This window comes from Microbacterium sp. bgisy189, assembly GCF_057707225.1.
In genome coordinates, this window is the sequence record NZ_JBYIPT010000001.1 from 378,385 (window position 1) to 402,194 (window position 23,810).

A 23,810-nucleotide genomic window follows, 5' to 3' on the forward strand; every position below is an offset into this window, starting at 1 on the left:
GAGCATGAGCTATGCTGATAGCATAACTCCCCTATTGCGATGCGAGGAACCATGAAGTTCAACACCCAACTCGATGTCAACGCCGTCGCGCTCGACGTCGAAGACGACGTCACGATCATGCTTGACATCGACGCGCCGGCCATCGATGCGCAGCGATCCCGCTCCGTCGCCTCGCTGCAGGTCGTTCTCGACCGAAGCGGTTCGATGTCGGGTGCGCCGTTGCAGGGAGCGAAGGACGCGCTGATCGCCCTGGTGCGGCGGTTGGAGCCGTCGGACAACTTCGGTCTGGTCGCATTCGACAACGAAGCGCAGATCGTCGTTGCCGCGGGACCGCTGCTCGACAAGGAAGACGCGATCGCGCGCATCCGGAGCCTATCTCCCGGTGGCTCAACCGACCTCGGGTCGGGGCTGCTGAGGGGCTTGCGCGATCTCAAGCGAGTCGCCCGCGACGGCGGCACACTGCTGGTCATCTCGGATGGGCACGTGAACGCCGGGCTTCGCGACGTCGACGACTTCGCGCGGGTCGCCGAGCACGCGCGGGAGGCCGGCGTCGTGATCTCGACACTGGGCTACGGAGAGCACTACGACGAGACGCTGCTTTCGGCGCTCGCGCGCTCCGGTGCGGGCAACCACGTGTTCGCAAGTGACCCGGACGCGGCGGGAGCTGCCATCGCCGGCGAGGTCGACGGCCTGCTGGCCAAGGTCGCGCAGGCCGTGACGCTCACCCTCGTTCTCGAGCCTGCGGTGGCGATGGTGCGGCTGTACAACGACCTTCCGAGCCAGGCGCTTGCGGACGGTCGCATCATGATCGAGATCGGCGACCTGTACGCGGAGGAGAAGCGTCGTCTCCTGATCAAGCTCAAGGTGCCCGGCAAGTCCGAACTCGGAGCGGCGAAGATCGCGTCGCTGGAGGTCGCGTACGTCGAACTCTCCGCCATGGTCGAGTACACCGCGAAACTGCCCGTCGTGGTCAATGTCGTCCCCGGCGATGAGGCTGCGAGGCGACTTGCTCACCCGGTGGTCGAGTCCGAGAAGCTGTTTCAGGATGCGCAGCAGGCGAAGAAGCTCGCCTCCGAGGCATTCGAGCGCGACCAGGTCGCGTCAGCCCGTGCACATCTCGTCGAGGCGAAGTCCCACCTCAGCCGGGCCCTGGAGCTGGCGCCGGCGGAGTCCGCGCTGGGCATCAGGGACGAGATCTCATCGGTCGACCGCATGACTGCTATGGCAGCCGAGCAGTCGACGCAGTACATGTCGAAGCTCAGCCGGTCGTCGTACCACCAGATGAACCGCAAGCGTGGTCGCACGGATGCGACCGATGCCGACGGGTCGGTCGCCGGGTGAGCCGACTGCCTCAGCGCTGTGTGCGGCTGCGGTCTTCGACGACGCCCTGCATCACCCGGGTCTGCACCTTGTTGAGCGCCTCCATCCGCACGGAGGAGGGGAGTGACTCCAGCGCGTGGACCGCCCCGTCGATCGCTTCGTCGAGCGAAGTTGGAGCCGTTCGGGCAGGGGAGCCAGCGGAGCGCATGGTGGGGAGGCTCTCCGCGGTGTCGAACAAGTCGTCGAGCGACATCCCGAGCACACGCGACAACGTCACCTGGTGCTTCGCGGATGGGAGCCGGTACCCCGTTTCGATCTGCGCGACGTACGGGTACGAGAGGTCGGTGGCCTCCGCCAGCTCCTTGCGGCTCATTCCGAGCTCCTCGCGCCGCGCCGCGATGCGTTTGCCGAGCGCGAGATCCCCGGTGCGTGGGGAGGAACCTGTTGCGCGCGGTTCGGGGCTGTCAGAAGGCATGCATCTATGCTCTCAGAACAGACGATCTCATGCAATCGGAAAGAAGTTGGCAGATTGGGGCTCGGCGACAGCCGTGCTCGTTCCTGTAGTCCGACCGAAGGATGGCGATGTTTCTCCTGCCTGACGGCACCCTCGTGACAAGCGCAAGCGACCTGACGCTGGCGTCGAACTGCGAGTTCGCGTTCCTACGCAGACTCGATCAACTCCGGGGCCGCATCGAGCGAATCGATGCAAAGGTTGACGCCCTCCTGGACCGCACGGCGGCGCTCGGCGGCGCACACGAGATGCGCGTACTCGAGGCATACCGCGCGCAGTTCGGTGACGGGGTTGCTGAAATCGAGCGACCGGATCCGCTGACCCTCGACTCGATGTCGGAAGCCGCCTCCGCCAGCCTAGGCGCGTTCGCCAGCGGGAAGGACGTCGTCTTCCAAGCGACGATGTTCGATCTCGACCCTGCCGCGAACACAGCCTTCGTCGGATTCGCGGACTTCATCGTGCGCCAGCCAGACGGAACCTATCGGATCGAAGACACGAAGCTCGCCCGGTCGCCCAAGGTGACGGCGGTCCTGCAACTCGCAGCCTATGCGGACCAGTTGAGTCGTTGCGGCGTGCGCGTCGACGAGACGGTCTCCCTCCTGCTCGGCGACGGTACCCCGTCGGAGCACCGCGTCGATGACCTGCTGCCGGTGTACCGGCTGCGCCGTCGACGGCTGCTCGAGCTCATCCGGCTCCGCGACCGCGAGGCTGCCGGCAGCGACGGTGCGCCGGTGGCCTGGGCAGACTCCAGATTCTCCATCTGCGGCGCCTGTGACCACTGCGCCGCGGAGATCGCGACGAACCGTGACGTGCTTCTGGTGGCCAATCTTCGACGCGCGCAACGCGAGCGGCTCCTGGCCGCCGGCATCCGCACGATCGACGACCTCGCGGTGAGCTCCGGGCCAGTCGACGGGATCGGCCAGCGCACGCTCGCGACTTTGCGAGCTCAGGCCGCGCTCCAACTGCAAGCGATCGAGGGCGAAGCTCCTCCCTTCTCCCTCGTCGACGCCTCTTCGATCAACTCGCTGCCCGCCCCCAATGAGGGGGACATCTTCTTCGACTTCGAAGGCGACCCCCTCTATACCGAGGGCGGGGGCGCAGCATGGGGACTCGACTACCTCTTCGGCCTCGTGGAGGCGGATGGGACGTTCCGGTCGTTCTGGGCACACAACTTCGCCGAAGAGGGGCAAGCGCTCCGTGAGTTCCTCGAGTACCTGACCGAGCGGCGCCGGCGACACCCCCAGATGCACGTCTACCACTACGCGTCCTACGAACGGACACACCTCGCGGAGTTGGCCATTCGCCACGGCTATGGCGAAGAGATCGTCGACGACCTCTTTCGGCAGCACGTGCTGGTCGACCTGTACCCGGTGGTCCGCTCGTCGGTGAGGGTGGGGTCGCCGTCGTACTCGATCAAGAAGCTCGAGCCGCTCTACATGGGCGACGATCTGCGCGACGACGATGGCGTCACGAACGCCGGGGACTCGATCGTCGAATACGCGCACGCTGTCGAGCTTCGGGATGCGGGCGACCTGGACGCCTATGCACAGAAGCTCCGCAGCATCGAGGACTACAACGCGTATGACTGCCGGTCGACGCTGCGGTTGCGTGACTGGCTTCTCGCGCTGACGCCGATCGGCGACCGCACGCAGCCGTCGCCCGCCCCCGAGCCGCGAGTGCTTTCGGACCAAGCCCGCGAAGCGATCGAGCTGGCGGATGAGCTTCTCGCACTCGCGGGCGACCCCGTGACGGCGCAGCAGGACCCTGAGCGGATGCCGATCGCGCTCGCCGCAGCTGCCGTCGGCTACCACGCCCGGGAAGACAAGAAGACGTGGTGGGAGCACTTCGGCCGGCTCCTCGCCCCCGTCGACGAATGGATCGATCAGCGCGGCGTGTTCGACGTGCAGCGCACGGAAGTTGAACGCGACTGGTACAAGGAAGGTCGGCAACGGAACCTGCGCCGTCGGTTGCGGCTGACGGGCCAAGCGGCGCCCGGGTCTCTGTTGAAGGCGTCGACTCAGCCCAACTCGTACCTCCTGTACGACGTAGATTCCGACGCGCCGCGAACCGACTTCGACGACCCGGGCGCCAGGGTCGCCCGGAAGGTCGCGATCGACGCGGTCGGTGAAGATTGGCTGACCGTGACCGAGGTGCTGGGCAAGGACGATGAGCCCTTCTCGGATCTCCCCATCGCGCTGACGCCCGGGCCGCCGATCGACACCAAGGTGCAACGCCAGGCGATCGCGGAATGGTGCCGTGCAGTCGCGAGCGATCTGCCCGACTGGCCGGCGGATGCGGCATCCGACCTCCTTCGTCGAGTGCCGCCGCGGACAACGTCGGAGGCGCTTCCGCAAGCGGACGTTCTTGATGCCGCGACACTCGCGACGGCCCTGCGAAGCGTCGACCGCTCCTACCTGGCGGTGCAGGGACCGCCCGGAACGGGGAAGACGCATGTCGGCGCTCACGCGATCGTGCAACTCGTACAGTCGGGATGGCGAGTCGGTGTCACGGCGCAGTCGCACGCGGTGATCGACAACTTCCTCGACGCGGTCGTCAGGGCCGGGGCGGACGTCGATGCAATCGCCCACGTCGCTGGCGAGAGTTCGACAGCGGTGAAGTCGGCCGAAATCTTGGGGTGGGCGGCCGACCAACCTGCGGGATACGTCATCGGCGGGACGTCTTGGGTCTTCTCGAACGCCAATCAAGTTCCGCGCGGCGAGCTTGACCTCCTGGTCGTCGACGAGGCGGGGCAGTTCTCCCTCGCGAACACGATTGCGGTATCGGTCGCCGCCCAGCGGCTGCTGCTCCTCGGTGACCCGCAACAGCTTCCGCAGGTATCTCAGGGCGTGCACGCTCAGCCGATCGATGAGTCCGCGCTCGGATGGATCGCGGGCGGTGAGTCGGTGCTGCCGGCGCGATTCGGATACTTCCTCCCGCTCACCCGAAGGATGGACGCGGCGCTTACGGCACATGTCTCGCACCTGTCGTATCGGGGGGCTTTGCACGCGTACGACGGCAATGCCGGCCGACACCTCTCCGGGGTCAAGTCGGGACTCCATGTTGAGCAGGTCGCTCATCGTGGGAACGCCGTCTCCTCGGTCGAGGAGGCGGGAGCCGTTGTCGACCAGGTGCGCGCGCTCGTGGGATCACCGTGGACGGACCTCGGGGCAGGACGCGAGGCGGACCCACTCCGGGCGGAGGACATCATCGTGGTGACGCCCTACAACGCGCAGCGCGAGCTCGTTCTTGCACAACTTGCGCAAGCTGGGTACGTCGGGGTTGAGGTAGGGACCGTTGACAAGTTCCAGGGGCGCGAAGCGGTGATTGCGATTCTGTCGATGTCGGCGTCATCCGCAACGGATGCGCCGAGAGGTATGGAGTTCTTGATCAACCGAAACCGACTCAACGTGGCGATCTCGCGTGCCCAGTGGGCGTCGGTCCTCATCTACTCACCAGGTCTGCTCGAACACCTGCCGGCGAGTATCGACGGGCTCAAGGAACTGAGCGCGTTCGTCACGCTGGTCGGCGCTGATGGCGGGCAGTGACGCGCGCACCTCGAAACACATGATTGAACCCGATGAACTCGCAAGTCGCTGTTAGCCTCCACTCATGACCGAACATGCGCCGGCGGGATGGTTCCCTGATCCCTTCGGGCGACACGAGCACCGTTACTGGGACGGAGCTCAGTGGACTGAACATGTCGGCTCCCATGGCCGCCAGTCGGTCGATGCTCCTGTCATCCCGCCGCCGTCTGCTGTGGTGCCCCAGGCGGCGGCGGCGAACCATCAGGCTGGCGGTTCGCTTCCCCTCGCCAATCGGAAGATTCAACGACAACTGCAGAAGCTCGGGGTGGGCGACTCCGGCGTCTCCGGCGGAGGCACACTATTCACCGAGCGGGTCCTCGTGGTGAACCAGAAGGCGAAGCTGTTCGAACGGAAGGCCGAGTACACGGTCTTCAATCAGCACGGTCACCGCGTGGGCGGCGTCCGAGAATTCGGGCGGAGCATGTCGCGGATGGCTGTCGGACGCGACAACGCGACGAAGCGTTTCCAGATCGTCGACCGCGATGGACGGTCGGTGCTCACATTGACGCGACCCGCGACCGTGCTCAAGTCCAAGGTCACGGTCATGCGCGACGACGGCTCGGCGGTGGGACAGATCACGCAGGAGAACCTGGGCGTCATGGCATCAGTGCTCGGTGGCCGTTTCAACGTCCGATTCCGGATGGAGTCCGCGGGGCAGGTCATCGGCTCAATCAACGCCGAGGACTGGCGGGCGTGGGACTTCAGCATCCAGGACCCGCACGGAGACGAGCTCGCCCGCATCACGAAATCGTGGGCGGGATTCGGTCGGGAGAACTTCACCAAAGCGGACAACTATGTGTTGGAGATTTACAGATCACTCGAGGATCCTCTCCTGTCCCTCGTCGTGTCGGCCTCGCTCGTTGTGGACACAGTTCTCAAACAGAGCAGCGACGCCAAGAACGTGCGCTGACACAGGGGGAGGGGGCGACGTGCCGCCCGGAGGCTCAGCGCGCGGGGGCCGTCATTCAGCGGGCGAACATCGGTCACCGTATCGAGGGCGTCTGGCGGTGGTCCGCACAACATTGATGCGCAAACAGAGCGGAATGGACACCTATGGAGACTGCGATTGAGCTTGTCAGCGACGGTCAGAGCCTCGCGATCGTGGGCCAGCCTGACGATGTCGAGCGTTTCATGCTCTCGTCGGGGCTTGCCAACTTGCCCGGGCGTAAGCTCGACTTGCATCGGGTGAACGCGCTCGGAAGCGGTGCCGGGGCAGTCGTGCAGGTCGGCTCCGAGGCCGCTGCCAACTCCGGTCGATGGGTGAAGCTCACCAAGGAATCGGCCGAGGCAGTCAAGGAGTTCGGGTTGATGCCGACCAAGGCCCCGGGTGTGAGCCACGCAATGATCGGCAAGCCCGGAGAGGTCCAGAAGTGGCTGCAGATCGACATGGTCGGCTTTGGGCTCCTTTCCGGGCCATTCGCACTGACTGCGATCGCCACGATGATGCAGCAGCAGGCGATGCAGCGTCAGATGGATGAGATCGTTGAGTACCTCCATGAACTCAACGAGAAGGTCGATGACATCCTGCGCGCCCAGAAGGACGCGGTGCTCGCAGACATGATCGGTGTCGACCTCATCATCGAAGAGGCCTTGACCGTTCGCGGTCATGTGGGCCGCGTCTCCGACGTGACGTGGTCCAAGGTGCAGGCGACAGGCATGACAATCGCGCGCACACAGGCCTACGCACTGCGCCAACTCGATGCGATCGCTGACAAACTGAAGAAGAAGTCGGACTTCGGGGATGTCGCCCTCGCCACGCGTGCTGCCGAACCGCAGGTGCGGGAGTGGTTGGCGGTGCTCGCCCGCACGTTTCAGCTGCAGGATGGCGTCGGCGTGCTCGAACTGGACAGGGTCTTCGACGCGTCTCCCGAGGAACTCGACGATCACCGACTTGGTGTGATGGCCGCGAGAGAGAAGCGGCTCGATCTCGTCGGGCGGAGCACAGCGAGACTTATCGCACAAATGGAACAAACGGTCCGCGCGGCCAACGGTCGCATGCTGCTGAACCCCCTCGATTCGCCAGCAGCGGTCAGATCGAGCAAGCAGGTCGCTATCGGACTGTTGGATTTCAGAACCCGCCTCGGCCTCGAAGGGCAGGACGCAGATCTCGAGGCCAAGCGATGGCACCAGGCGGCGAGCGAGGCCGGCGAGAAGATTCTGACCACGGTTGCCGGCGGCGCCTCGGCAGCTGGGCGAGCCGGCGCGGAAGCCCTCGATCGGGTCGCCGGCGTGTTCCGCGAGGTAGACCTCGATGGGGACGGCATCGCCGATCCGTCTCGTGCTTCCACAGCTCTCGCCGGGGTGAAGAAGTCCGCGTCGGCGATCGCAGGTGGTGTGGCTGCGCGCCTCAAGCGATCTGGTGCCGGCGGTGACGGAAACTCGTCGGTGGAATCCGAAGGCTGACCGGGCCTCGTTCGAGATGCCGACGCGTTGTGCCTACGAGCGGGCCGCGAGCAGCGTCTCGACGAGCCCCACCAACTCCTCAACCACCCCATCCAGCGACTCATCCTGTCGCGCCTCGGCCTGAAACACCCCGTCCACGACCTGCTTCGCGGCGAATGGCAGCTCGACGCTGCGCATGGTCTTGACCATGCCGAGCACGGCGAGCACGGGTAGCATCCCGACGACGCCGCGGGTGCCGCCTGAGAGCCCGCCGTAGCTGACGAAGCCGATCGGCATCCGCTTCCACTCGCGAGCGAGGTAGTCGATCGCGTTCTTCAGCGCGGGCGCGTACGAGTGGTTGTATTCGGGCGTCACGGCGATCACGGCATCCGCCTTCGACACACGCTCGCTCCACGCGATCGTGTGCGGCTTCGTGTACTCGTGGGTGCTCGGATGCTTCGGCTCATCCATGAACGGCAGCGCCAACTCGCGCAGATCGACGTGATCGACCTCGACATCGTCACGCTCTGCCAGGCGATCGAGCACCCACCGGGTGATCGGCTCACCGAGACGAACCGGACGAACGGATGCCGTGATCACCATGATGCGTGTCATGTTCCGATCGTGGCACACGCGCCCGCCGGTGTCAGTGCGCCGCGTCGTACGCCTCGAGCACCGCCGCCGGAACCCGTCCCCGCTCAGACACGGTGTAGCCGTTCTCCGCCGCCCACACGCGGATCGGCGCGTAATCGCGCTGGCCGGCGCGGCGTTGGACCCGGCCACTGCCCGAACCGGATGCTCGCGGTGTCGATGGGCGGGATGCTGAGACACGGCGCGCGGCGGAGATATACGGCTGGAGCGCGTCACGGAACGACGCGGCGTTCTCATCCGTCAAGTCGATCTCGAACGCGGTGCCATCGAGCGAGAACAACACCGTCTCACCCTCACCGACCTCCAGCACGGTCCCATCGAGGTCGTCGACGAGCTGATGCACGATTCTGCGGGCCATTTTCTGAGACTACTGATCGTGGGGCGTTTCGTCTCGCTTCGCTCGCTCAACGGGCAGGGCGTGGGGGGTGTGGGTCTCGATACACCGCAGCTTCGCTGCGGCACTCGACCACCGGAAGTCCAGCGCGGCGCGGGGGGGGGTGGGTCTCGATACACCGCAGCTTCGCTGCGGCACTCGACCACCGGGGGTGGGGCGTTTCGTCTCGCTTCGAGCGCTCAACGACCGGTTAAGGGAGGAGGCCGGCGCGGCGGGCCTTGGCGACGGCGGCGTGGCGGGTCGAGGCGTCAAGCTTCGACATCGCGGACTGCAGGTACGACTTCACGGTGCCCTCGCGCAGCACGAGCGTCGCGGCGATCTCGGCATTCGTCGAACCGAGCGCAGCACACGCCAGCACATCCACCTCGCGCGGCGACAACCGCACATCGAGCAGCTCATCGGCCGGCGGCTCCTCCTGCGTGAGCCCCGCCATGCGGCGCTCCAAACGCTGCAGGCGCGCACGGATGCCGGCATCCCGCACATCGGCAGAGATGCCACGCAACTCTGCGAACAGCTCGCGCAGCGACTCCTGCGTCGAACCGGGTAGCACCGTCTGTGCGGGCGCCGCGGGGGAGACGAGCGCCAACCGGCGCTGCACCTCATCGCGCACCCGCAACTCGACCGCGAAGTCCGACGCGACCGACAGCGCGCTGCGCGCCGCCTGATCACCCAACTGCGTCTGACCCCACGCACCGGCGTACAGCACGCCGCGGGCGCGCCCCGCCACCATCACGGGCACCGCGAACAGCGTCGAGATGCCCTCACCGAGAATCGCGCGGTCATAGTCGTGCGTGATGTGCCGCGAAGACTTGTAATCGAGCGCCAGGCGCGGGCGGTGCTCCACGAGCGCCCGACCGCCCAGGCCACGCGTGGCATGCACCACGAGGCCGTCGATGTACGGCGTGCGGGCACCGGCGACCGACGTCACCTCAACGGTGTCATCGTGCTCGAATCCGCCGAACGCGACCGGAAAACCGGTGCGGGTGGCCATCGCGCCGACAGCGCGGGCCAGCAGGTCGGCATCGGATGCGAGGCCGCTCGTCGCCATCGCGTACCTACTTCCGGGGGTGACTCCTACGACGCCCCCACTCGTATCGTCAACGGTACCATCGCGTCCGCCAGCGTCGGCGTGCGCGAGATCTCATGAGGCAAGGAGGCCACATGTCCGGATCGCACTCCGCCCCCACGGGCGCGATCGACTACGTCGAGGTCGAAGAATCCCCCCGGTTCCAAGAACTCAAACGCAAACACCGCAGCTTCGTCTGGCCCATGACCGTCGCGTTCCTGGTCTGGTACTTCACCTACGTGCTGCTCTCATCATTCGCCCCCGAGTTCATGGCGACCCGCGTCAGCGGTGACATCACGATCGGCCTGCTGCTCGGCCTCGGCCAGTTCGTGACCACCTTCGCGATCACGATGGGCTACGTCGCCTTCGCCAACCGCAAACTCGACCCGATCTCCTCCGAGATCCGCGACGAGCTCGAAGCGAAGGAGCCCACCGCATGACGACGCTCGCAGCGGCGGCATCCACCGTCGAGAACAACCCCATCCTGAACATCACGATCTTCGGCGCGTTCGTCGCCGTGACGCTGTTCATCGTCATCCGCGCCAGCCGCAACAACAAGACCGCCGCCGACTACTACGCCGCCGGCCGCTCGTTCACCGGCCCGCAGAACGGCTTCGCGATCTCAGGCGACTACCTGTCGGCCGCATCGTTCCTCGGCATCGTCGGCGCGATCGCCATCAACGGCTACGACGGATTCCTCTACTCCATCGGATTCCTCGTCGCCTGGCTCGTCGCCCTGCTGCTGGTCGCCGAGCTCATGCGCAACACCGGCAAGTTCACGATGGCCGACGTACTCTCGTTCCGCCTCAAGCAGGGACCGGTGCGGATGGCCGCGGCCATCACGACCCTCGCGGTCTGCTTCTTCTACCTGCTCGCCCAGATGGCAGGCGCCGGCGGGCTCGTCTCGCTGCTGCTCGGCATCAGCGACCAGATCGGGCAGTCCCTCGTCGTCGCCGTCGTCGGCGTGCTGATGATCGTCTACGTGCTCATCGGCGGCATGAAGGGCACCACCTGGGTGCAGATCGTGAAGGCGTTCCTGCTCATCGGCGGCGCCCTCGCGATGACGATCTGGGTGCTCGCGATCAACGGGTTCAACCTCAACACCCTGCTCGAGTCGGCCGTCGCGGCAGCCTCCGCCGACCCGCAGGACGCGATCCTCGGCCCGGGCCTGCAGTACGGCGCGAACCCATGGGACTTCATCTCGCTCGCCCTCGCGCTCGTGCTCGGCACCGCGGGTCTCCCGCACGTGCTGATGCGCTTCTACACCGTCCCGACAGCGAAAGAAGCACGTCGCTCGGTCGTATGGGCGATCTGGCTGATCGGCCTGTTCTACCTGCTGACCCTCGTGCTCGGCTACGGCGCAGGCGCCCTCGTCGGCCCCGAGGTCATCAAAGCCGCCCCCGGCGGTGTGAACTCGGCAGCCCCGCTGCTGGCCAACGCCCTCGGCGGACCGCTGCTGCTCGGATTCATCTCCGCCGTCGCGTTCGCCACGATCCTGGCGGTCGTCGCAGGCCTCACCATCACGGCGGCAGCCTCGTTCGCGCACGACATCTACGCGAACGTCGTGAAGAAGGGCAACGTGCCGCCCGACGGTGAAGTGAAGGTCGCCCGTCGCACAGTGATCGTCATCGGTGTGCTCGCGATTCTCGGCGGCATCGGCGTGCAGGGGCAGAACGTCGCGTTCCTCGTGGCGCTCGCCTTCGCGGTCGCCGCCTCCGCGAACCTGCCGACGATCATCTACTCGCTGTTCTGGCGCGGGTTCACCACCCGCGGCGCGGTGTGGAGCATGTACGGCGGACTGGCCGCAGCCGTCATCCTCATCGTGCTCTCGCCCGTGTTCTGGGGCACCGAGACGAGCGTGTTCCGCAACGTCGGCACCGCCATCTGGCCGATGAACAACCCGGGCATCGTGTCGATCCCGCTCGGGTTCTTCCTCGGCTGGCTCGGGTCGGTCACCGCCAAGAAGAAGGAGGACCCGGTCAAAGCCGCCGAGATGGAGGTGCGCTCCCTCACCGGCTACGGCGCCGAGAAGGCCACCGAACACTGATCGGATGCCGCACGCGGCGCGGCCCCGGACCACTCCACTGCGGGAGGTTCGGGGCCGCGCCTTGTTGTGCCGGCGGCGGCCTACTCGCCGCCGGACGTCTGTGCTTCGACCGGCGGTGTCGCGACCTTGGCCTCTGCCACCCTGGCCTCCAGGTCGAGCAGGAACCGCTTGATCTCGGGGTGACCGCCGTACTCGCCGATCGACCCGTCCGATCGCACGACGCGATGCGCCGGCACCACGATCGAGATCGGCGTCTTCGCGCACGCCGACCCCGCCGCGCGGTGTGCGCCGGGGGATCCGGCCATGATCGCCACCTCGCCGTACGACGCCGTCTGGCCGTACGGAATCTCGCGCACCGCCTGCAACGCCGCGCGGGTGAACCCGTCGACGAGCCGCCAGTCCACGGCGAGGTCGAAGTCGGTGCGCTCGCCGTCGAAGTACTCATCGAGCTGCTCGCACACGGCGGCGGTGGCCGCGGCATCCGAGCGGGGGACCGCGCCCAGCAGCACGCTGAGGGATGCCAGTTCGTCATCGTCCGGGCCGTCGAGCACGTGCAGGGCGACGAGTCCGGCATCCGTCACCACGACGAGGGCGTCGCCGATCGGGGTCTCATGCACGGTGTGGAAGGCGTCGGTCATGGCTCAATCCTGCTGGTCGCCGCAGACCTTCGCTGTGACTGGTGTGACAGGTGGGGACAACAGGCCGGATCGGGCGGCTGTGGAGGAGGCGGCGAGGCGGTGAATCGTGCGAAACCCTGCCGTTCTCCGGGCAAACGACAGGCGGTCGACCTACGCTGTCTCGTGTGTGGCGAGCAGAAGGCGAAGCCGTGCCCGACCCGAATGAGGCCGAGCACGCTCGCTCAGTGACCCCCGGAGACCTCGACATGGCTGAACCCGACGTGCACGTCGCACACGTCGCCGAACCCGAGCGCACCCGCCTGCGACTCGAAGCCGCGCACCTGGGTGGCCGCTCCACGCTGCTGCACTACAGCGACGCGGGCGACGCCGGCATCGACATCACGACCGCCCACCCCGGCAGCCTGCCGCAGTTCATCACCGGCCGCTCGACGCTGCTGTCGAACCTGTTCCGCGACGAGGTCGCCCTGCGCTCCGCCCGCATGGCCGCCGAACGCATCGCCGCGAAAGACGTCGAACTGCGCACCGCACGCGGGCTCGATACGGTGCACCTCGCCGTCGGCATCGCCGCCTGGCGCGTCGGCGGCGTCTCCTACACCGCGCCCGTGCTGCTGCGTCCCCTCGCGATCCGCCGCCACCACGCCGACTTCGATCTCAAGCTGCGCGGCGCGTTCACCATCAACCCCGAACTCGTCGAAGCCGTGCGCGTGCACTACGGCATCGACCTCGACGGCCGCGCGCTCGCCGCGCTCGCCTACGACGAGAACGTCTTCAAGCCGCAACCGGTCATCGACCACCTGCGGGCCCTCACCTCGCACATCGAGTCGTTCTCGGTGCAGCCGCGCCTGGCGGTCTCGACCTTCGCCGACGTCGCCTCGCGCACCGAACGCGACCTCGCCGACCTTGACCACCCCGTGCTCAACGCCCTCGCCGGTCACGAAGCCGACCGCGAACGGGTCTCGACCGTCGTGCGCTCTTCGGAGCCGCTGTCGGCCGACGAACGGCCCCCGGCATCCGACCGGCTGCTGCTCGATGCCGACGCCGAACAAGAAGCGGTGCTCGCCCGCATCGTCGCCGGCCAATCGCTCGTCGTGCGCACCCTGCCGGGCACCGGCGGCACGCAGACCGTCATCAATGCGGTCGGCGAACTCGTCCGCGCCGGCAAGCGCGTGCTCGTCGTGAGCGCCCGACGCTCCACCCTCGAGGGCGTGCGGCACCGCCTCAGCGGCATCGGCCTGGCAGGCCTCGCCGTTTCGCCGTCGCAGACCGCCCGCGACCTCATTCGCGCCATCGCGCGCAATGAGAAGGCCACACCGCCCAAGGTCGGCGAAGTCGACGACGCGTTGCTGCGGCTTCGCACCGTGCTGCGCGACTACCGCGGCGCGCTCACGCAGCCGCATCCCCAGATCGGCGTCTCGCCGCTCGAAGCGGTGCGCACCCTCGCGACGATCGCGCGCCGCGACCCGCAGCCCGCAGCCGCGACCCGCTTCGACAGCTCGACGCTGCAGACCCTGTCGACCCGCCGCACCGAAGCCGCGACCGCGCTTGCGACCGCAGCCCGCCTCGGCGAGTTCCGCTTCGGCCCCGACGACTCGCCCTGGTACGGCGTCGCGTTCGCGACGACCGAAGAGGCCAAGGCCACCCACGCCCTGGCCGGTCGCCTGCACCGCAGCTCGGTGCCGGGGGTGCTCGAACGCGGGTACGAACTCATCGGGCAGACCCGCATGCGCCCGTTCACGACGGTCAGCGAACTCGGCGGCTACGTGCACCTGCTGCAGGGCATCCGCGCCTCGCTCGACCGGTTCAGCCTCACCGTGTTCGAACGCCCCCTCGGCGAACTCATCGACGCGCACGGTCACCGCCGCGACGCACCCAACATGACGGGCGCCAACCGTCGCCGCCTCAAGCGCCTGTCGAAGGAGTACGTGCGCCCCGGCATGCACGTCACCGACATGCACGAATCGCTGCTGCGCGTGCAGCAGCAGCGCGCGCAGTGGCAGCAGTTCGTCGAACCCGGCGTCATGCCCGAGATCCCGATCGGCCTCGACGAGGTCGCCAACGCCTGGCAGCGCGTCGACGGCGACCTCGCCCAATTGGATGCCGCCCTCGGACGCACCGTGCCCCTGGCGAGCCTGCCGATTCCGCAGCTGCTACGCACCCTCGCGGGCCTTGCCGCGGAATCCGACGTGTTCGACAATCTCGTCGAGCGAGCCTCGCTGCGCACCCAGCTCGCCGACCTCGGGCTCGAGGGCCTGCTCACCGAACTGTCGGTGCGGCACGTGCCAGAGGACCAGGTCGCGACCGAGTTCGAGTTCGCCTGGTGGCAGTCGGCGCTCGAAGCCATGCTGCGGGGCGACCGCGCCCTGCTCGGTGCCAATACGTCGGTCGTCGACCGGCTCGAGCGCGACTTCCGCCTCGTCGACGAAGCCCACGCGGCCTCGTCGGGGCCGCTGCTGGCATCAGAGCTCGCGAAGCGGTGGAAGATCGCGATCGTCGACGAAGCCGGTGAAGCGAACGCCCTCAAAAAGCTCCTGCGCGGGGGCACCGCGACACCCGCAGAACTCATCGGCTCGGCGCCCACCCTGCTGCGCACCCTCGCGCCGGTGTGGCTCGCCTCGCCCTACGAGGTGTGGCAGATTCCGTCGCAGCCCCGCTTCGACGTCGTCATCATCGCCGACGCCGGCGCTCTGTGCCTGGCAGAGGCCGCGCCCGCACTGCGCCGCGCCGAGCAGGTCGTGTTGTTCGGCGACCCCGTCACGCAGAAGCCGACCCCGTTCCGCGTCGCGGCGGGGCACGTCGAGCCGAACGAAGACGAGCCCGAGATCGAACCCGACGAAGAGAGCGTCTTCGAACGCCTCTCGCACCTCGTGCCCGTCGAGACCCTCACCCGCAGCTACCGTGCCGGCGGCGAAGATCTCGCCGAACTCGTCAACGACGCTTTCTACGACGGCAATATCGTCTCGCTGCCGTGGGCCGGCTCGTACCTCGGCCGCGGCAGCCTCAGCGTCGACTACGTCGAAGGCGGCACCGGCGCACCCGACCCCGTCACGGGTGCCGTCGAAAGCCCGGATGCCGAGGTCGCCCGCGTCGTCAACCTCGTCGTCGAGCACGCCGTCAACCGCCCGACCGAATCGCTCATGGTCGTCACCGCCTCGACCAAACACGCAGCGCGTGTGCGCGCCGCCGTCGACGCAGCCTTCGCGGGCCGCTCCGACGTCGCCGACTTCGTCGGTCGTGACACCGCCGAACCGTTCGCCGTCCTCGGCCTCGAAGAATCGGTCGCCGAAAGCCGCGACCGCGTCATCTTCTCGCTCGGATTCGGCCTCACCAAGCACGGCCGCGTGCTCAGTGACTTCGGCGACCTGTCGACCCCCGACGGCGAACGGCTGCTCACGGTCGGCATGACCCGCGCCCGCCGCTCGATGGTGATCGTCTCGTCGATCCGCCCGTCCGCGTTCGATGAGGGGCGCCTCGATTACGGCGCCTCCACCCTCATGGGCATCCTCGGCGGCATCGCCGCCCGCGCCCGCGAGGCCCGCCTCGAAGACCTCGCCGACCCGCTCACCCTTACGCTCGCACAGCACCTGCGCGGGCTCGGGGCCTCGGTCGATGTCGACTACCGCGGGTTGCTGCCGCTGGTCGCGCAGTACCGCGGCAAGGCGGTCGTCGTCGAGTCCGACCCCGAAGCGACCGGCGAATCGCTGCGCGAATCGCTGCGCCTGCGCCCGCAGATCCTTCGCCGCCTGGGCTGGCACTACGTGCGCGTGCACGCATTCGACCTCTACAGTGACCCGGCCGGTGTCGCGTCGCGGGTCGCCGCGATCCTCGGCATCGAGCCGCAGACGCCGATCGCCGACACGGCCACCCAGCCCATCGATGTCACCGAATGACCGTCAGCGCATCGTGCGGGTCGCGGGTTCGCGTCGCGCACAGCTGACGCCCGCACCCGGCACCAGTGCCGAGCCCGCGCCCGTCGACGAACGCGCGCGACGGGCAGCATCCACGCCCACGCCTGCGGCCGCGCCGGGACAGACGAATGCCCCGACTCCCGCGGTGCGGGGAGCCGGGGCATCCGGTCCGAATGACGAGCGGATGCGGAACGAGGTTCCGCCCCACTACTGAGCAGTCGGTGCGTCTGGTCAGACGGCCTTGTTCTTCTCGAGCAGGTCGCGGATCTGCACCAGCAACTCCTGCTCGGTGGGAGCGGGCTCCTCCTCGACGATGCCGGCCTTCGCAGCCTGGCGTTCCTTCCACTTGTTCATCGGCATGACGAACGCGAAGTAGACGACGAGCGCGACGGCGAGGAAGCTGATGATCGCCGTGATCAGGTCGCCGAGCGGGAAGGTGACCTCCTGGCCGTAGATGCCGATGAAGGTCGGACCGACCGTGCCGTCTTCGCTCGGTGCGTAGAACAGTGCGACGAGCGGCGTGATGATGCTCGCGACGACCGCGTTGACGATGGCCGTGAAGGCACCACCGATGACGACGGCGACCGCGAGGTCGATGACGTTGCCGCGAAGAATGAAGTCCTTGAAGCCCTGGATCATGGCGCCTCCTTGTGTGCTCCGGCCGCAGCCGGGGGGATACCGGCTGGTCGCCGGGTCAGGTTCCCGCGGATGCGGGGGAGGCGGTCGCCTCGGGCTTCGATGATGGCGAAGAACTGGACTTTTCACCAGAAGGCGTGCCGTTTTTGCTCGAACCGGTGCCCGCGCCGCTTCCTGATCCGCCGCTCGATCCACCGCGGGAATCGGTGCGGTAGAAGCCCGACCCGTTGAAGGTGACCCCGATCGAGCCGTACTGCTTGCGCAGCAGGCCGCCGCACTGCGGGCACTCGGTGAGGGAGGCGTCCGAGAAGGACTGGACGGCGTCGAAAGCGTGACCGCACTGCGTGCAGGCATAGGCGTAGGTAGGCATGAGACCTCTGAAGGATCAGGTCGCGTCGGCGAGCGTGAGGGTTCGGGTGGGGGTGACGACGCCGTTCACCGGCTGGTCGTGCAGGTCGCGGGGGACCTCGTCCAGCAGCTCGGAGTCGAAGATGACGGCATAGACGGGCGGGCGCCTCTGCATCGAGCCGAGGGTCTTGTCGAAGTAGCCGCGGCCCCAGCCCAACCGCATCCCGGTGCGGTCGACGGCGGCGGCCGGAATCACGAGCAGGTCGACGTCGTCGAGCGCGAGCGGGCTCAGCACCTCGCTGTCGGGCTCGGGCACGCCGGCCAGGCCCTGCACCTCGCCGCCGTCGCGCTCGGCGACCGCCCAGTCGAGCAGGCCGTCGGCGCGCGTGATCGGCAGCAGCACGCGGATGCCGCGGGCCGTTGCCGCCGCGATGAACTCGCGTGTGCCCGGTTCGGTCGGCGACGACAGGAAGCACGAGATCGAACGGGCGGCGTGCGCATCGACGAGTGCGTCGAGCTGGGTCTTCAGCCCAGCGGCGGCTTCTTCGAGGGCCAGTTCCGAGCGCTGTTGGCGACGTTCCCGCAGGTCGGCGCGCAATGCGCGCTTCGCACCATCGATGTCGCCGGTCATGCGTCGATTGTAGGCGGGCTACAGGCGCGCCCCCGACTCGTATGCCGTCTCGTTCACGAACGCGTTACATCGAGTGGATAGGGTAGCGCCATGCCCCAGAAGCGAATCAAGGCCGTCATTCCCGCCGCAGGATTGGGGACGCGGTTCCTCCCCGCGACCAAGGCGATGCCGAAGGAGATGTTGCCGGTCGTCGACAAGCCGGCCATCCAGTACGTCGTCGAAGAGGCCGTCTCGGCGAACATCGATGACATCCTCATCATCCTCGGGCGCAACAAGAACAACATCTCGAACCACTTCGACTCGGTGCCCGAACTGGAGCACAACCTCACCAACAAGGGCGACCTCGACCGGCTGCGCCGCGTGCAGGCCTCCAGCGAACTCGCCGACATCCACTTCGTGCGTCAGGGCGAGCCCAAGGGGCTCGGCCACGCCGTGCTGCGCGCCAAGGGCCACGTCGGCGATGCGACCTTCGCCGTCATGCTCGGTGACGACCTCATCGACGAGCGCGACGAACTGCTCACGACCATGATCGACGAGAACGAGCGCACCGGCCTCACCGTCGTCGCCCTCATGGAGGTCGACCCCGACAACATCCACATGTACGGCGCGGCGGCGGTCGAGCCGACCGACAACCCCGATGTCGTCAAGGTCACCGGTCTCGTCGAAAAGCCCAAAAAGGAGGACGCTCCCTCCAACTACGCCGTCATCGGCCGGTACGTCCTCACCCCCGACGTGTTCGAGGTGCTCGAGCGCACCGAACCCGGCCGTGGCGGCGAGATCCAGCTCACCGATGCGCTGCAGGAACTTGCGACGACGAGTGGCGTTTTGGGCGTCGTCTTCCGTGGCCGCCGGTACGACACCGGCGATAGGCTGGACTACATCAAGGCCATCGTGCAGCTGGCCGTGGACCGCGAGGACCTCGGCACCGACCTGCGTCCCTGGCTGAAGGACTTCGCGGCCGAAATCTGACGCCGCCGCGATGCGGCCACGGCTCGAAGGGGATCGGATGGACCTGACGGTACCCCGACGGCACGGCCCCATCTCGATCCGGCTCGTGCGGCAGCGCGACGCACGCACGCTGCAGAACGAACTGCTCAGCAACCGCACCTGGCTGCGGCCATGGGAGGCGACCAACCCCGACGGCGCGGTCTCGTTCGACATGCGCGCGGGCGTCCGGCGACTGCTGCAGCAGTACCGCGACGGTGGCGGCGTGCCGCTCGTCATGGAGTACGAGGGCGAGATCGCGGGGCAGCTCAACGTGTGGGGCATCGCGCGCGGGTCCCTGGCATCCGCCACGATCGGGTACTGGGTGAGCGAACGGTTCGCCGGTCACCAGATCACGCCGGTGAGTGTGGCGCTCGCGACCGACCTCTGCTTCAACGAGATGCGCATCCACCGCATGGAGATCTGCATCCGTCCTGAGAACCGTGCCAGCCTGCGCGTGGTCGAGAAGCTCGGCTTCCGCTACGAAGGCCTGCGCCGTCGCTACATCCACATTGACGGCGACTGGCGCGACCACTACGCGTTCGCGCTCGTGCGCGAAGAGGTGCCGAACGGGGTGCTCGGCCGGTGGGTGAGTGGACAGGTGCCGCCGGATGCCGCATCCATCCCGCCCGGTGACCGCCTGGCGATCTGACCGGCACCGGTGAAGGTTCGAGTTCAACTCGAACGTCAGACACGCGGTGTGGCGCCGCGGATGCGGACACGTCGGGACGTAGCGTTATCGCCATGGACGGACAGGTGCTCGGCGGTGGTGTGATCGTGCTCGTCGCGGTGGCGCTCTGGCTCGTGTACCTGCTGCCGTCGTGGCACGGCCGTCACCAGTACGAGGCCGCCGAACGCAACGCCGTGCGCCTCAACCAGGCGCTGCGGGTGCTCGCCGAGACGAGCGAGACCCCCGACGAGGTGCGTTTCGAACTGAACGCCCGCACCGCGCACGCGCAGCAGAAGCTCGCCAAGCAGGTGCAGACCGAGCGGCACGAGGCGCAGCTGCAGACCTCGCGCGCCGAGGCTGAGACCGAGCGGGCCACCGCCCGCGCCCAGGCCGCCGCCGCGATCGCCGAAGCCGCCGCCCGCCGTGAGCAGGCACGCGTCGACGAAGCCGCCGCCCGGGCCCTTCCCGCCGCCCGCCGCGCACGCACCCGCCGACGCGTGCGGCTCGTGGCGACGCTTGTCGGTGTCGTCGGTGCCGCCGTCGGGGTCTGGGGCGGGATCATCGTCGTCACCGGGGGAGCGCAGCTCGTGCTCTGGACCGGGGTCGCCGTCGCCGCGCTTGCAGGTCTCGCCCTGCGTCGCATGTCGACCGTGCAGCGGCAGGCCGCCGCACGCGTCGCCGCGCCGATCGTCGCCGAGCGCATCGCCGCCGACATCCAAGATCTCGAGGTCTCCGACCCGCGCGCCTCGTGGACGCCCCGTCCGCTGCCGCGCCCGCTCGCCTCGTCGAGCGGTTCGCGCGCCGCCGCCGTGCTCGACCAGGCCGCCGCCCGCGAGGCGCTGCGCCGCGTGGCCCTCGACGACGCGATGCGCGCCCGCGCCGAGCAGAACCGTCCGCCGTCGATCGACACCGCCCGCCGCGCCCGCCCCGAGCAGGCGCCCGCAGCCGTGACGGCCGCCGCCGACGACTCGGTCATCGAGGCGCACGTGCGTGACCTGTTGGAGCGCCGCGCCGCCGGAATGTGACCCCGTTCGCGCGGATGCCCGTCATGCGCGTGATAGTGTTGTGGGGTTGTCCGGGCCTGTGGCGCAGTTGGTAGCGCGCTTCGTTCGCAATGAAGAGGTCAGGGGTTCGAATCCCCTCAGGTCCACCACCGAAAACCCCCGCTCGCCGGGGGTTTTCTGCGTCCTCCTTCGATGCCCTGATGCGGGTCGGTAGGATCGGCCGAGATGAGCGAGCCCGCACCCACCGCGACCGAATCGATCCTGTCGGCGCCGTTGCCGCCGCGCCGCCCCGAGACGGGGCAGGGGTCGTGGGCGCTCGGCTTGCTCGCCCTCATCCCGATCCCGGTCGTGGGGCTCGTGATCGCCGCCGTCGCGATGCTCGCGTCGTACCGGTCGATCAAGAAGCGGGTGAACACCGTCGTGGCCCGCAACGCCCGAAACGCCGCCAACTGGGGGCTCACGGTGCTGACGGTCCTCTCGGCGCTGTGCATCTGGGTCATCGTGAACTTCGCGGTGCACGGCGACCACCCCGAACCCAGCTGGGCACCGCTGCTGCCGCTCGCCGCCGGTGCGGCGCTCTTCGGCATCCACCTCGCCGTCACGATCGCCGGCATCCTGCTCGCACGCCGAGGCCGTGTCTTCGGCTCGTGGATCGCGATCCCGTACCTCCGGGTCGTGCAGACCCCCGACACGGAATGAGACGCAATCCGTCAGCGCTATACCTCGTGACAACGAGGAGAATGAAGCCATGACCACCGACACCGGAACCATCACCACCGTCGACGGCGCCGAGACCGCAGTGCTCGCGGGCGGCTGCTTCTGGGGCGTCGAGGAGCTCATCCGCCGCCAGCCCGGCGTCCTGCAGACGCGCGTCGGCTACACCGGCGGCCAGAACGACCACGCCACCTACCGCAACCATGCCGGCCACGCCGAGGCGGTCGAGATCGTCTTCGATCCGTCGCAGACGACGTACCGCGACATCCTGTCGTTCTTCTTCCAGATCCACGACCCGTCGACGCTGAACCGTCAGGGCAACGACATCGGCACGAGCTACCGGTCGGCGATCTTCCCGACGACACCGGAGCAGGCCGCCGTCGCCCGCGACACGATCGCCGACGTCGACGCGTCGGGGCTGTGGCCGGCGCCCGTCGTCACCACGATCGAGGCATCCGGCCCGTTCTGGGAGGCAGAGCCCGAGCACCAGGACTACCTGCAGCGCATCCCCAACGGCTACACGTGCCACTTCGTGCGCCCCGGCTGGGTGCTGCCCGCCCGCGACGAGGCCGCGTCGGCCTGACGGTTCGGCGCGATGCCGTGCGTGGTATCAGCGCACGGTGTCGCGCCCTCCTCCCTTGTGCGCCGGTGCTGGGCCGGCGCACGCCGAAAGGCGCGACACAAGGGGGACACGATGGCTGACCGCATCACACACGATGAGATCGCGCAGCGCTTCGCAGATTCAGGGGCGATCGACTTCAACGCCGCAGGCAAGTTCTTCGCCGAGATCGGGCCGGTGCTCGCTCAGCAGGACGACGGGCTGCACGGCGTGCTGGTCGGGCGTTACAACCTGCTGGCCTGCATGCTGACGGCGCGCGACCTCGACAAGGTCATCGGGCTGCGCGACATCGCGCGCATCTCGGACGTGCTCGACGTCACGCGGCAGCAGTGACCGCAGCATCGACACTGTCGGCCGGCCACGCGACGGATGCCGCCGTGTGGCCGGTCGACGACCTGCTGCGTCGGGTGCTGCGTGCCCTCGACCTGGCACTCACCGTCGTCGAGGCGTTCGGTCACGACGGCTACGAAGACCCCGTCCACCCCGAGCTCGGGTTCGGGCCCGAGAAGGTCGTGGCCGAGGCCGCGATGCTCGCCTACGCGGCGGGTACGTCGACCGACGACCCACGCGTGGCCGCAAGGGTGGCGAGACTGACCTCGGCTCTCGGGCCGCTTGCGCGCTCCGACGAGGCGCTCGCGGATCTGCTCGTGCACCCGTTTCGCGTCACCAAGCGCGTGGTGCCTCACGTGCTGCTGCGCGAGCTCGGCCTGCCGCACGACGCGTTCGACGCTGTCGCGGCACCGCGGTTCGAGCGGCTCTTGCGGTTCTCGTGCGAAGCGCCGCAGCCCGTCATGGCCGAGCGGGCCTGGATCGCCCGGCGCTGGTCCGGCGCCGACGCTGCCTTCGTCGATCCGCACGGCCCGTTCTCGAAGCCGTTCGACCTCGCCGATCACTCCCGCGAGTTCGCCTACGGCCTCACCCACCTGATCTTCTACGTGACCGACTTCGGCCGAGAGCCCGGGGTCGTCCTCGGCAGGCGCGTCGACGAGCTGCTGCGCGATGTCGACGCGCTCGTGCTGCGCTATCTGGATGCCGCCGACTACGACCTCGTGGCAGAACTCCTCACCGCCTGGCCCATGTTGCGGCAGCCGTGGTCGGCGACGGCCCGCTTCGCGTGGCGGGTGCTCACCGCGGCAGAGGATGCCGTCGGCGTGCTGCCCTGCTTCAACCTCGACCTCGATCGTCTCGATGCGCTCGCACCGGCCGAGCAGACCCGGTATGCCCGGGCGATGTCGTACCACACGGCCCTCGTGATGGGCCTGCTGTGCGCCGTCAGCCTGCGGGACGGGGCGACGCCCGTCCGCCGGATCAGCGCGGATGCCGGGAGTGCCGCCGTCGCAGACGAGGTCTTCGCGTTGCTGGCGCCCAACGGTGCGCACTGGCCTGACGAGTTCGCGAAGCTCGACCCCGCCGAACGTGCCGCGCTGGGGCCGGCGCTGGTCAGACTCGGGCTGCTGCGAGCCGTTCGGAACGCCGACGCGCCGTCGATCCAGCGACTCCTGGCGCTCGCGGAGCGTCAGGGCATCGCGCTCGGGCCGGTCGGCGCGATGGCCGTCGACCTCATGGGCGCGCTTTCGGGCGCCGCGCGGTTCGCGGGAGAGCCGTAGCGGCGTCGCGATCCCACGACTGCGCCAATTCGCGGCATCCGCGCCATCGATCGGTGGCGCAGGTGACGGAATGTGGCGCAGTCGTGTGACGTGGCTGGG

The 23,810-nt window shown here is 68.2% G+C and carries 22 protein-coding genes and 1 tRNA gene; 15 read left to right on the top strand and 8 right to left on the bottom strand.

What is annotated here, in order from left to right; genetic code table 11:
- Positions 1–51: 51 nt before the first annotated feature.
- On the top strand, positions 52–1,341 hold the full coding sequence (locus AC3ENX_RS01835; protein ID WP_434810135.1) for a vWA domain-containing protein: 1,290 nt from the start codon (positions 52–54) through the stop codon (positions 1,339–1,341).
- A gap of 10 nt (positions 1,342–1,351) precedes the next feature.
- Here the strand turns inward: AC3ENX_RS01835 and AC3ENX_RS01840 are convergent, their stop codons facing one another.
- Positions 1,352–1,795: a helix-turn-helix domain-containing protein gene (locus tag AC3ENX_RS01840; RefSeq protein ID WP_434810136.1), complete on the bottom strand. Its 444-nt coding sequence runs from the start codon at positions 1,793–1,795 to the stop codon at positions 1,352–1,354.
- A 107-nt stretch (positions 1,796–1,902) separates the two neighbouring features.
- Between AC3ENX_RS01840 and AC3ENX_RS01845 the strand changes: the two genes are divergently transcribed.
- The 3 genes from AC3ENX_RS01845 to AC3ENX_RS01855 all read left to right on the top strand — a co-directional run bounded on the left by AC3ENX_RS01845 (position 1,903) and on the right by AC3ENX_RS01855 (position 7,818).
- Positions 1,903–5,376, top strand: a complete 3,474-nt coding sequence (locus AC3ENX_RS01845; RefSeq protein WP_434810137.1) for a TM0106 family RecB-like putative nuclease — start codon at positions 1,903–1,905, stop codon at positions 5,374–5,376.
- Positions 5,377–5,440: 64 nt separating this feature from the next.
- Positions 5,441–6,325: an LURP-one-related family protein gene (locus AC3ENX_RS01850; RefSeq protein ID WP_434810138.1), complete on the top strand. Its 885-nt coding sequence runs from the start codon at positions 5,441–5,443 to the stop codon at positions 6,323–6,325.
- Positions 6,326–6,468: 143 nt separating this feature from the next.
- Complete coding sequence (locus AC3ENX_RS01855) at positions 6,469–7,818, top strand: Clp protease/crotonase-like domain-containing protein (protein ID WP_434810139.1); 1,350 nt, start codon at positions 6,469–6,471, stop codon at positions 7,816–7,818.
- Between the two features lie 33 nt (positions 7,819–7,851).
- Here the strand turns inward: AC3ENX_RS01855 and AC3ENX_RS01860 are convergent, their stop codons facing one another.
- From AC3ENX_RS01860 to AC3ENX_RS01870, 3 genes are all read right to left on the bottom strand, one after another.
- On the bottom strand, positions 7,852–8,412 hold the full coding sequence (locus AC3ENX_RS01860; RefSeq protein WP_434810140.1) for an NADPH-dependent FMN reductase: 561 nt from the start codon (positions 8,410–8,412) through the stop codon (positions 7,852–7,854).
- Positions 8,413–8,443: 31 nt separating this feature from the next.
- On the bottom strand, positions 8,444–8,806 hold the full coding sequence (locus tag AC3ENX_RS01865) for a histone-like nucleoid-structuring protein Lsr2 (RefSeq protein ID WP_434810141.1): 363 nt from the start codon (positions 8,804–8,806) through the stop codon (positions 8,444–8,446).
- A 226-nt stretch (positions 8,807–9,032) separates the two neighbouring features.
- Positions 9,033–9,890, bottom strand: a complete 858-nt coding sequence (locus AC3ENX_RS01870; protein ID WP_434810142.1) for a LuxR C-terminal-related transcriptional regulator — start codon at positions 9,888–9,890, stop codon at positions 9,033–9,035.
- A 113-nt stretch (positions 9,891–10,003) separates the two neighbouring features.
- Between AC3ENX_RS01870 and AC3ENX_RS01875 the strand changes: the two genes are divergently transcribed.
- Complete coding sequence (locus AC3ENX_RS01875; protein WP_434810143.1) at positions 10,004–10,348, top strand: DUF485 domain-containing protein; 345 nt, start codon at positions 10,004–10,006, stop codon at positions 10,346–10,348.
- Positions 10,345–11,955 (top strand): solute symporter family protein, encoded by a 1,611-nt coding sequence (locus AC3ENX_RS01880; RefSeq protein WP_434810144.1) that lies wholly within the window; start codon positions 10,345–10,347, stop codon positions 11,953–11,955. The genes AC3ENX_RS01875 and AC3ENX_RS01880 overlap by 4 nt, the downstream gene beginning before the upstream one ends.
- 80 nt (positions 11,956–12,035) lie before the next feature.
- On the opposite strand, the gene AC3ENX_RS01885 is transcribed toward AC3ENX_RS01880, so the two are convergent.
- Positions 12,036–12,593 carry a methylated-DNA--[protein]-cysteine S-methyltransferase gene (locus AC3ENX_RS01885; RefSeq protein ID WP_434810145.1) on the bottom strand — a complete coding sequence of 186 codons (558 nt, stop codon included), beginning with the start codon at positions 12,591–12,593 and terminating at the stop codon, positions 12,036–12,038.
- 245 nt (positions 12,594–12,838) lie between these two features.
- Between AC3ENX_RS01885 and AC3ENX_RS01890 the strand changes: the two genes are divergently transcribed.
- Entirely contained in the window at positions 12,839–16,480 is a 3,642-nt protein-coding gene (locus AC3ENX_RS01890) for an AAA family ATPase (RefSeq protein WP_434810374.1), read from the top strand.
- A 249-nt stretch (positions 16,481–16,729) separates the two neighbouring features.
- On the opposite strand, the gene mscL is transcribed toward AC3ENX_RS01890, so the two are convergent.
- Genes mscL through AC3ENX_RS01905 form a run of 3 tightly spaced genes read right to left on the bottom strand, consistent with a single transcriptional unit; the run spans position 16,730 to position 18,113 of the window.
- Complete coding sequence (gene mscL, locus AC3ENX_RS01895; protein ID WP_434810146.1) at positions 16,730–17,137, bottom strand: large conductance mechanosensitive channel protein MscL; 408 nt, start codon at positions 17,135–17,137, stop codon at positions 16,730–16,732.
- A 55-nt stretch (positions 17,138–17,192) separates the two neighbouring features.
- Positions 17,193–17,504 carry an FmdB family zinc ribbon protein gene (locus AC3ENX_RS01900; RefSeq protein ID WP_434810147.1) on the bottom strand — a complete coding sequence of 104 codons (312 nt, stop codon included), beginning with the start codon at positions 17,502–17,504 and terminating at the stop codon, positions 17,193–17,195.
- Positions 17,505–17,519: 15 nt separating this feature from the next.
- Positions 17,520–18,113, bottom strand: a complete 594-nt coding sequence (locus tag AC3ENX_RS01905; RefSeq protein ID WP_434810148.1) for a 5-formyltetrahydrofolate cyclo-ligase — start codon at positions 18,111–18,113, stop codon at positions 17,520–17,522.
- Positions 18,114–18,203: 90 nt separating this feature from the next.
- On the opposite strand from AC3ENX_RS01905, the gene galU reads away from it, so the two are divergent.
- The 8 genes from galU (at position 18,204) to AC3ENX_RS01945 (ending at position 23,711) form a co-directional block, all read left to right on the top strand.
- On the top strand, positions 18,204–19,082 hold the full coding sequence (gene galU, locus AC3ENX_RS01910; protein WP_434810149.1) for a UTP--glucose-1-phosphate uridylyltransferase GalU: 879 nt from the start codon (positions 18,204–18,206) through the stop codon (positions 19,080–19,082).
- 37 nt (positions 19,083–19,119) lie between these two features.
- Positions 19,120–19,749: a GNAT family N-acetyltransferase gene (locus tag AC3ENX_RS01915; protein ID WP_434810150.1), complete on the top strand. Its 630-nt coding sequence runs from the start codon at positions 19,120–19,122 to the stop codon at positions 19,747–19,749.
- Positions 19,750–19,841: 92 nt separating this feature from the next.
- A complete protein-coding gene (locus AC3ENX_RS01920) occupies positions 19,842–20,792 on the top strand; it encodes a large exoprotein (RefSeq protein WP_434810151.1) in 951 nt (316 codons plus the stop codon).
- A gap of 52 nt (positions 20,793–20,844) precedes the next feature.
- Positions 20,845–20,920, top strand: a tRNA-Ala gene (locus tag AC3ENX_RS01925).
- A 76-nt stretch (positions 20,921–20,996) separates the two neighbouring features.
- Positions 20,997–21,470: a magnetosome magnetite crystal formation protein family gene (locus AC3ENX_RS01930; protein WP_434810152.1), complete on the top strand. Its 474-nt coding sequence runs from the start codon at positions 20,997–20,999 to the stop codon at positions 21,468–21,470.
- 49 nt (positions 21,471–21,519) lie between these two features.
- The gene (gene msrA / locus AC3ENX_RS01935; protein ID WP_434810153.1) at positions 21,520–22,068 is read left to right on the top strand and encodes a peptide-methionine (S)-S-oxide reductase MsrA; all 549 of its coding nucleotides are present in this window, start codon (positions 21,520–21,522) and stop codon (positions 22,066–22,068) included.
- 111 nt (positions 22,069–22,179) lie between these two features.
- The gene (locus AC3ENX_RS01940) at positions 22,180–22,437 is read left to right on the top strand and encodes a hypothetical protein (RefSeq protein WP_434810154.1); all 258 of its coding nucleotides are present in this window, start codon (positions 22,180–22,182) and stop codon (positions 22,435–22,437) included.
- The gene (locus tag AC3ENX_RS01945) at positions 22,434–23,711 is read left to right on the top strand and encodes a DUF6895 family protein (RefSeq protein WP_434810155.1); all 1,278 of its coding nucleotides are present in this window, start codon (positions 22,434–22,436) and stop codon (positions 23,709–23,711) included. Before AC3ENX_RS01940 ends, AC3ENX_RS01945 begins: the two co-directional genes overlap by 4 nt.
- Positions 23,712–23,810 lie beyond the last annotated feature (99 nt).

Coding starts and splice junctions, on each gene's coding strand:
- AC3ENX_RS01835 (WP_434810135.1), top strand. CDS start 52: ATGAAGTTCAACACCCAACTCGATGTCAACGCCGTCGCGCTCGACGTC.
- AC3ENX_RS01840 (WP_434810136.1), bottom strand. CDS start 1,795: ATGCCTTCTGACAGCCCCGAACCGCGCGCAACAGGTTCCTCCCCACGC.
- AC3ENX_RS01845 (WP_434810137.1), top strand. CDS start 1,903: ATGTTTCTCCTGCCTGACGGCACCCTCGTGACAAGCGCAAGCGACCTG.
- AC3ENX_RS01850 (WP_434810138.1), top strand. CDS start 5,441: ATGACCGAACATGCGCCGGCGGGATGGTTCCCTGATCCCTTCGGGCGA.
- AC3ENX_RS01855 (WP_434810139.1), top strand. CDS start 6,469: ATGGAGACTGCGATTGAGCTTGTCAGCGACGGTCAGAGCCTCGCGATC.
- AC3ENX_RS01860 (WP_434810140.1), bottom strand. CDS start 8,412: ATGACACGCATCATGGTGATCACGGCATCCGTTCGTCCGGTTCGTCTC.
- AC3ENX_RS01865 (WP_434810141.1), bottom strand. CDS start 8,806: ATGGCCCGCAGAATCGTGCATCAGCTCGTCGACGACCTCGATGGGACC.
- AC3ENX_RS01870 (WP_434810142.1), bottom strand. CDS start 9,890: ATGGCGACGAGCGGCCTCGCATCCGATGCCGACCTGCTGGCCCGCGCT.
- AC3ENX_RS01875 (WP_434810143.1), top strand. CDS start 10,004: ATGTCCGGATCGCACTCCGCCCCCACGGGCGCGATCGACTACGTCGAG.
- AC3ENX_RS01880 (WP_434810144.1), top strand. CDS start 10,345: ATGACGACGCTCGCAGCGGCGGCATCCACCGTCGAGAACAACCCCATC.
- AC3ENX_RS01885 (WP_434810145.1), bottom strand. CDS start 12,593: ATGACCGACGCCTTCCACACCGTGCATGAGACCCCGATCGGCGACGCC.
- AC3ENX_RS01890 (WP_434810374.1), top strand. CDS start 12,839: ATGGCTGAACCCGACGTGCACGTCGCACACGTCGCCGAACCCGAGCGC.
- mscL (WP_434810146.1), bottom strand. CDS start 17,137: ATGATCCAGGGCTTCAAGGACTTCATTCTTCGCGGCAACGTCATCGAC.
- AC3ENX_RS01900 (WP_434810147.1), bottom strand. CDS start 17,504: ATGCCTACCTACGCCTATGCCTGCACGCAGTGCGGTCACGCTTTCGAC.
- AC3ENX_RS01905 (WP_434810148.1), bottom strand. CDS start 18,113: ATGACCGGCGACATCGATGGTGCGAAGCGCGCATTGCGCGCCGACCTG.
- galU (WP_434810149.1), top strand. CDS start 18,204: ATGCCCCAGAAGCGAATCAAGGCCGTCATTCCCGCCGCAGGATTGGGG.
- AC3ENX_RS01915 (WP_434810150.1), top strand. CDS start 19,120: ATGGACCTGACGGTACCCCGACGGCACGGCCCCATCTCGATCCGGCTC.
- AC3ENX_RS01920 (WP_434810151.1), top strand. CDS start 19,842: ATGGACGGACAGGTGCTCGGCGGTGGTGTGATCGTGCTCGTCGCGGTG.
- AC3ENX_RS01930 (WP_434810152.1), top strand. CDS start 20,997: ATGAGCGAGCCCGCACCCACCGCGACCGAATCGATCCTGTCGGCGCCG.
- msrA (WP_434810153.1), top strand. CDS start 21,520: ATGACCACCGACACCGGAACCATCACCACCGTCGACGGCGCCGAGACC.
- AC3ENX_RS01940 (WP_434810154.1), top strand. CDS start 22,180: ATGGCTGACCGCATCACACACGATGAGATCGCGCAGCGCTTCGCAGAT.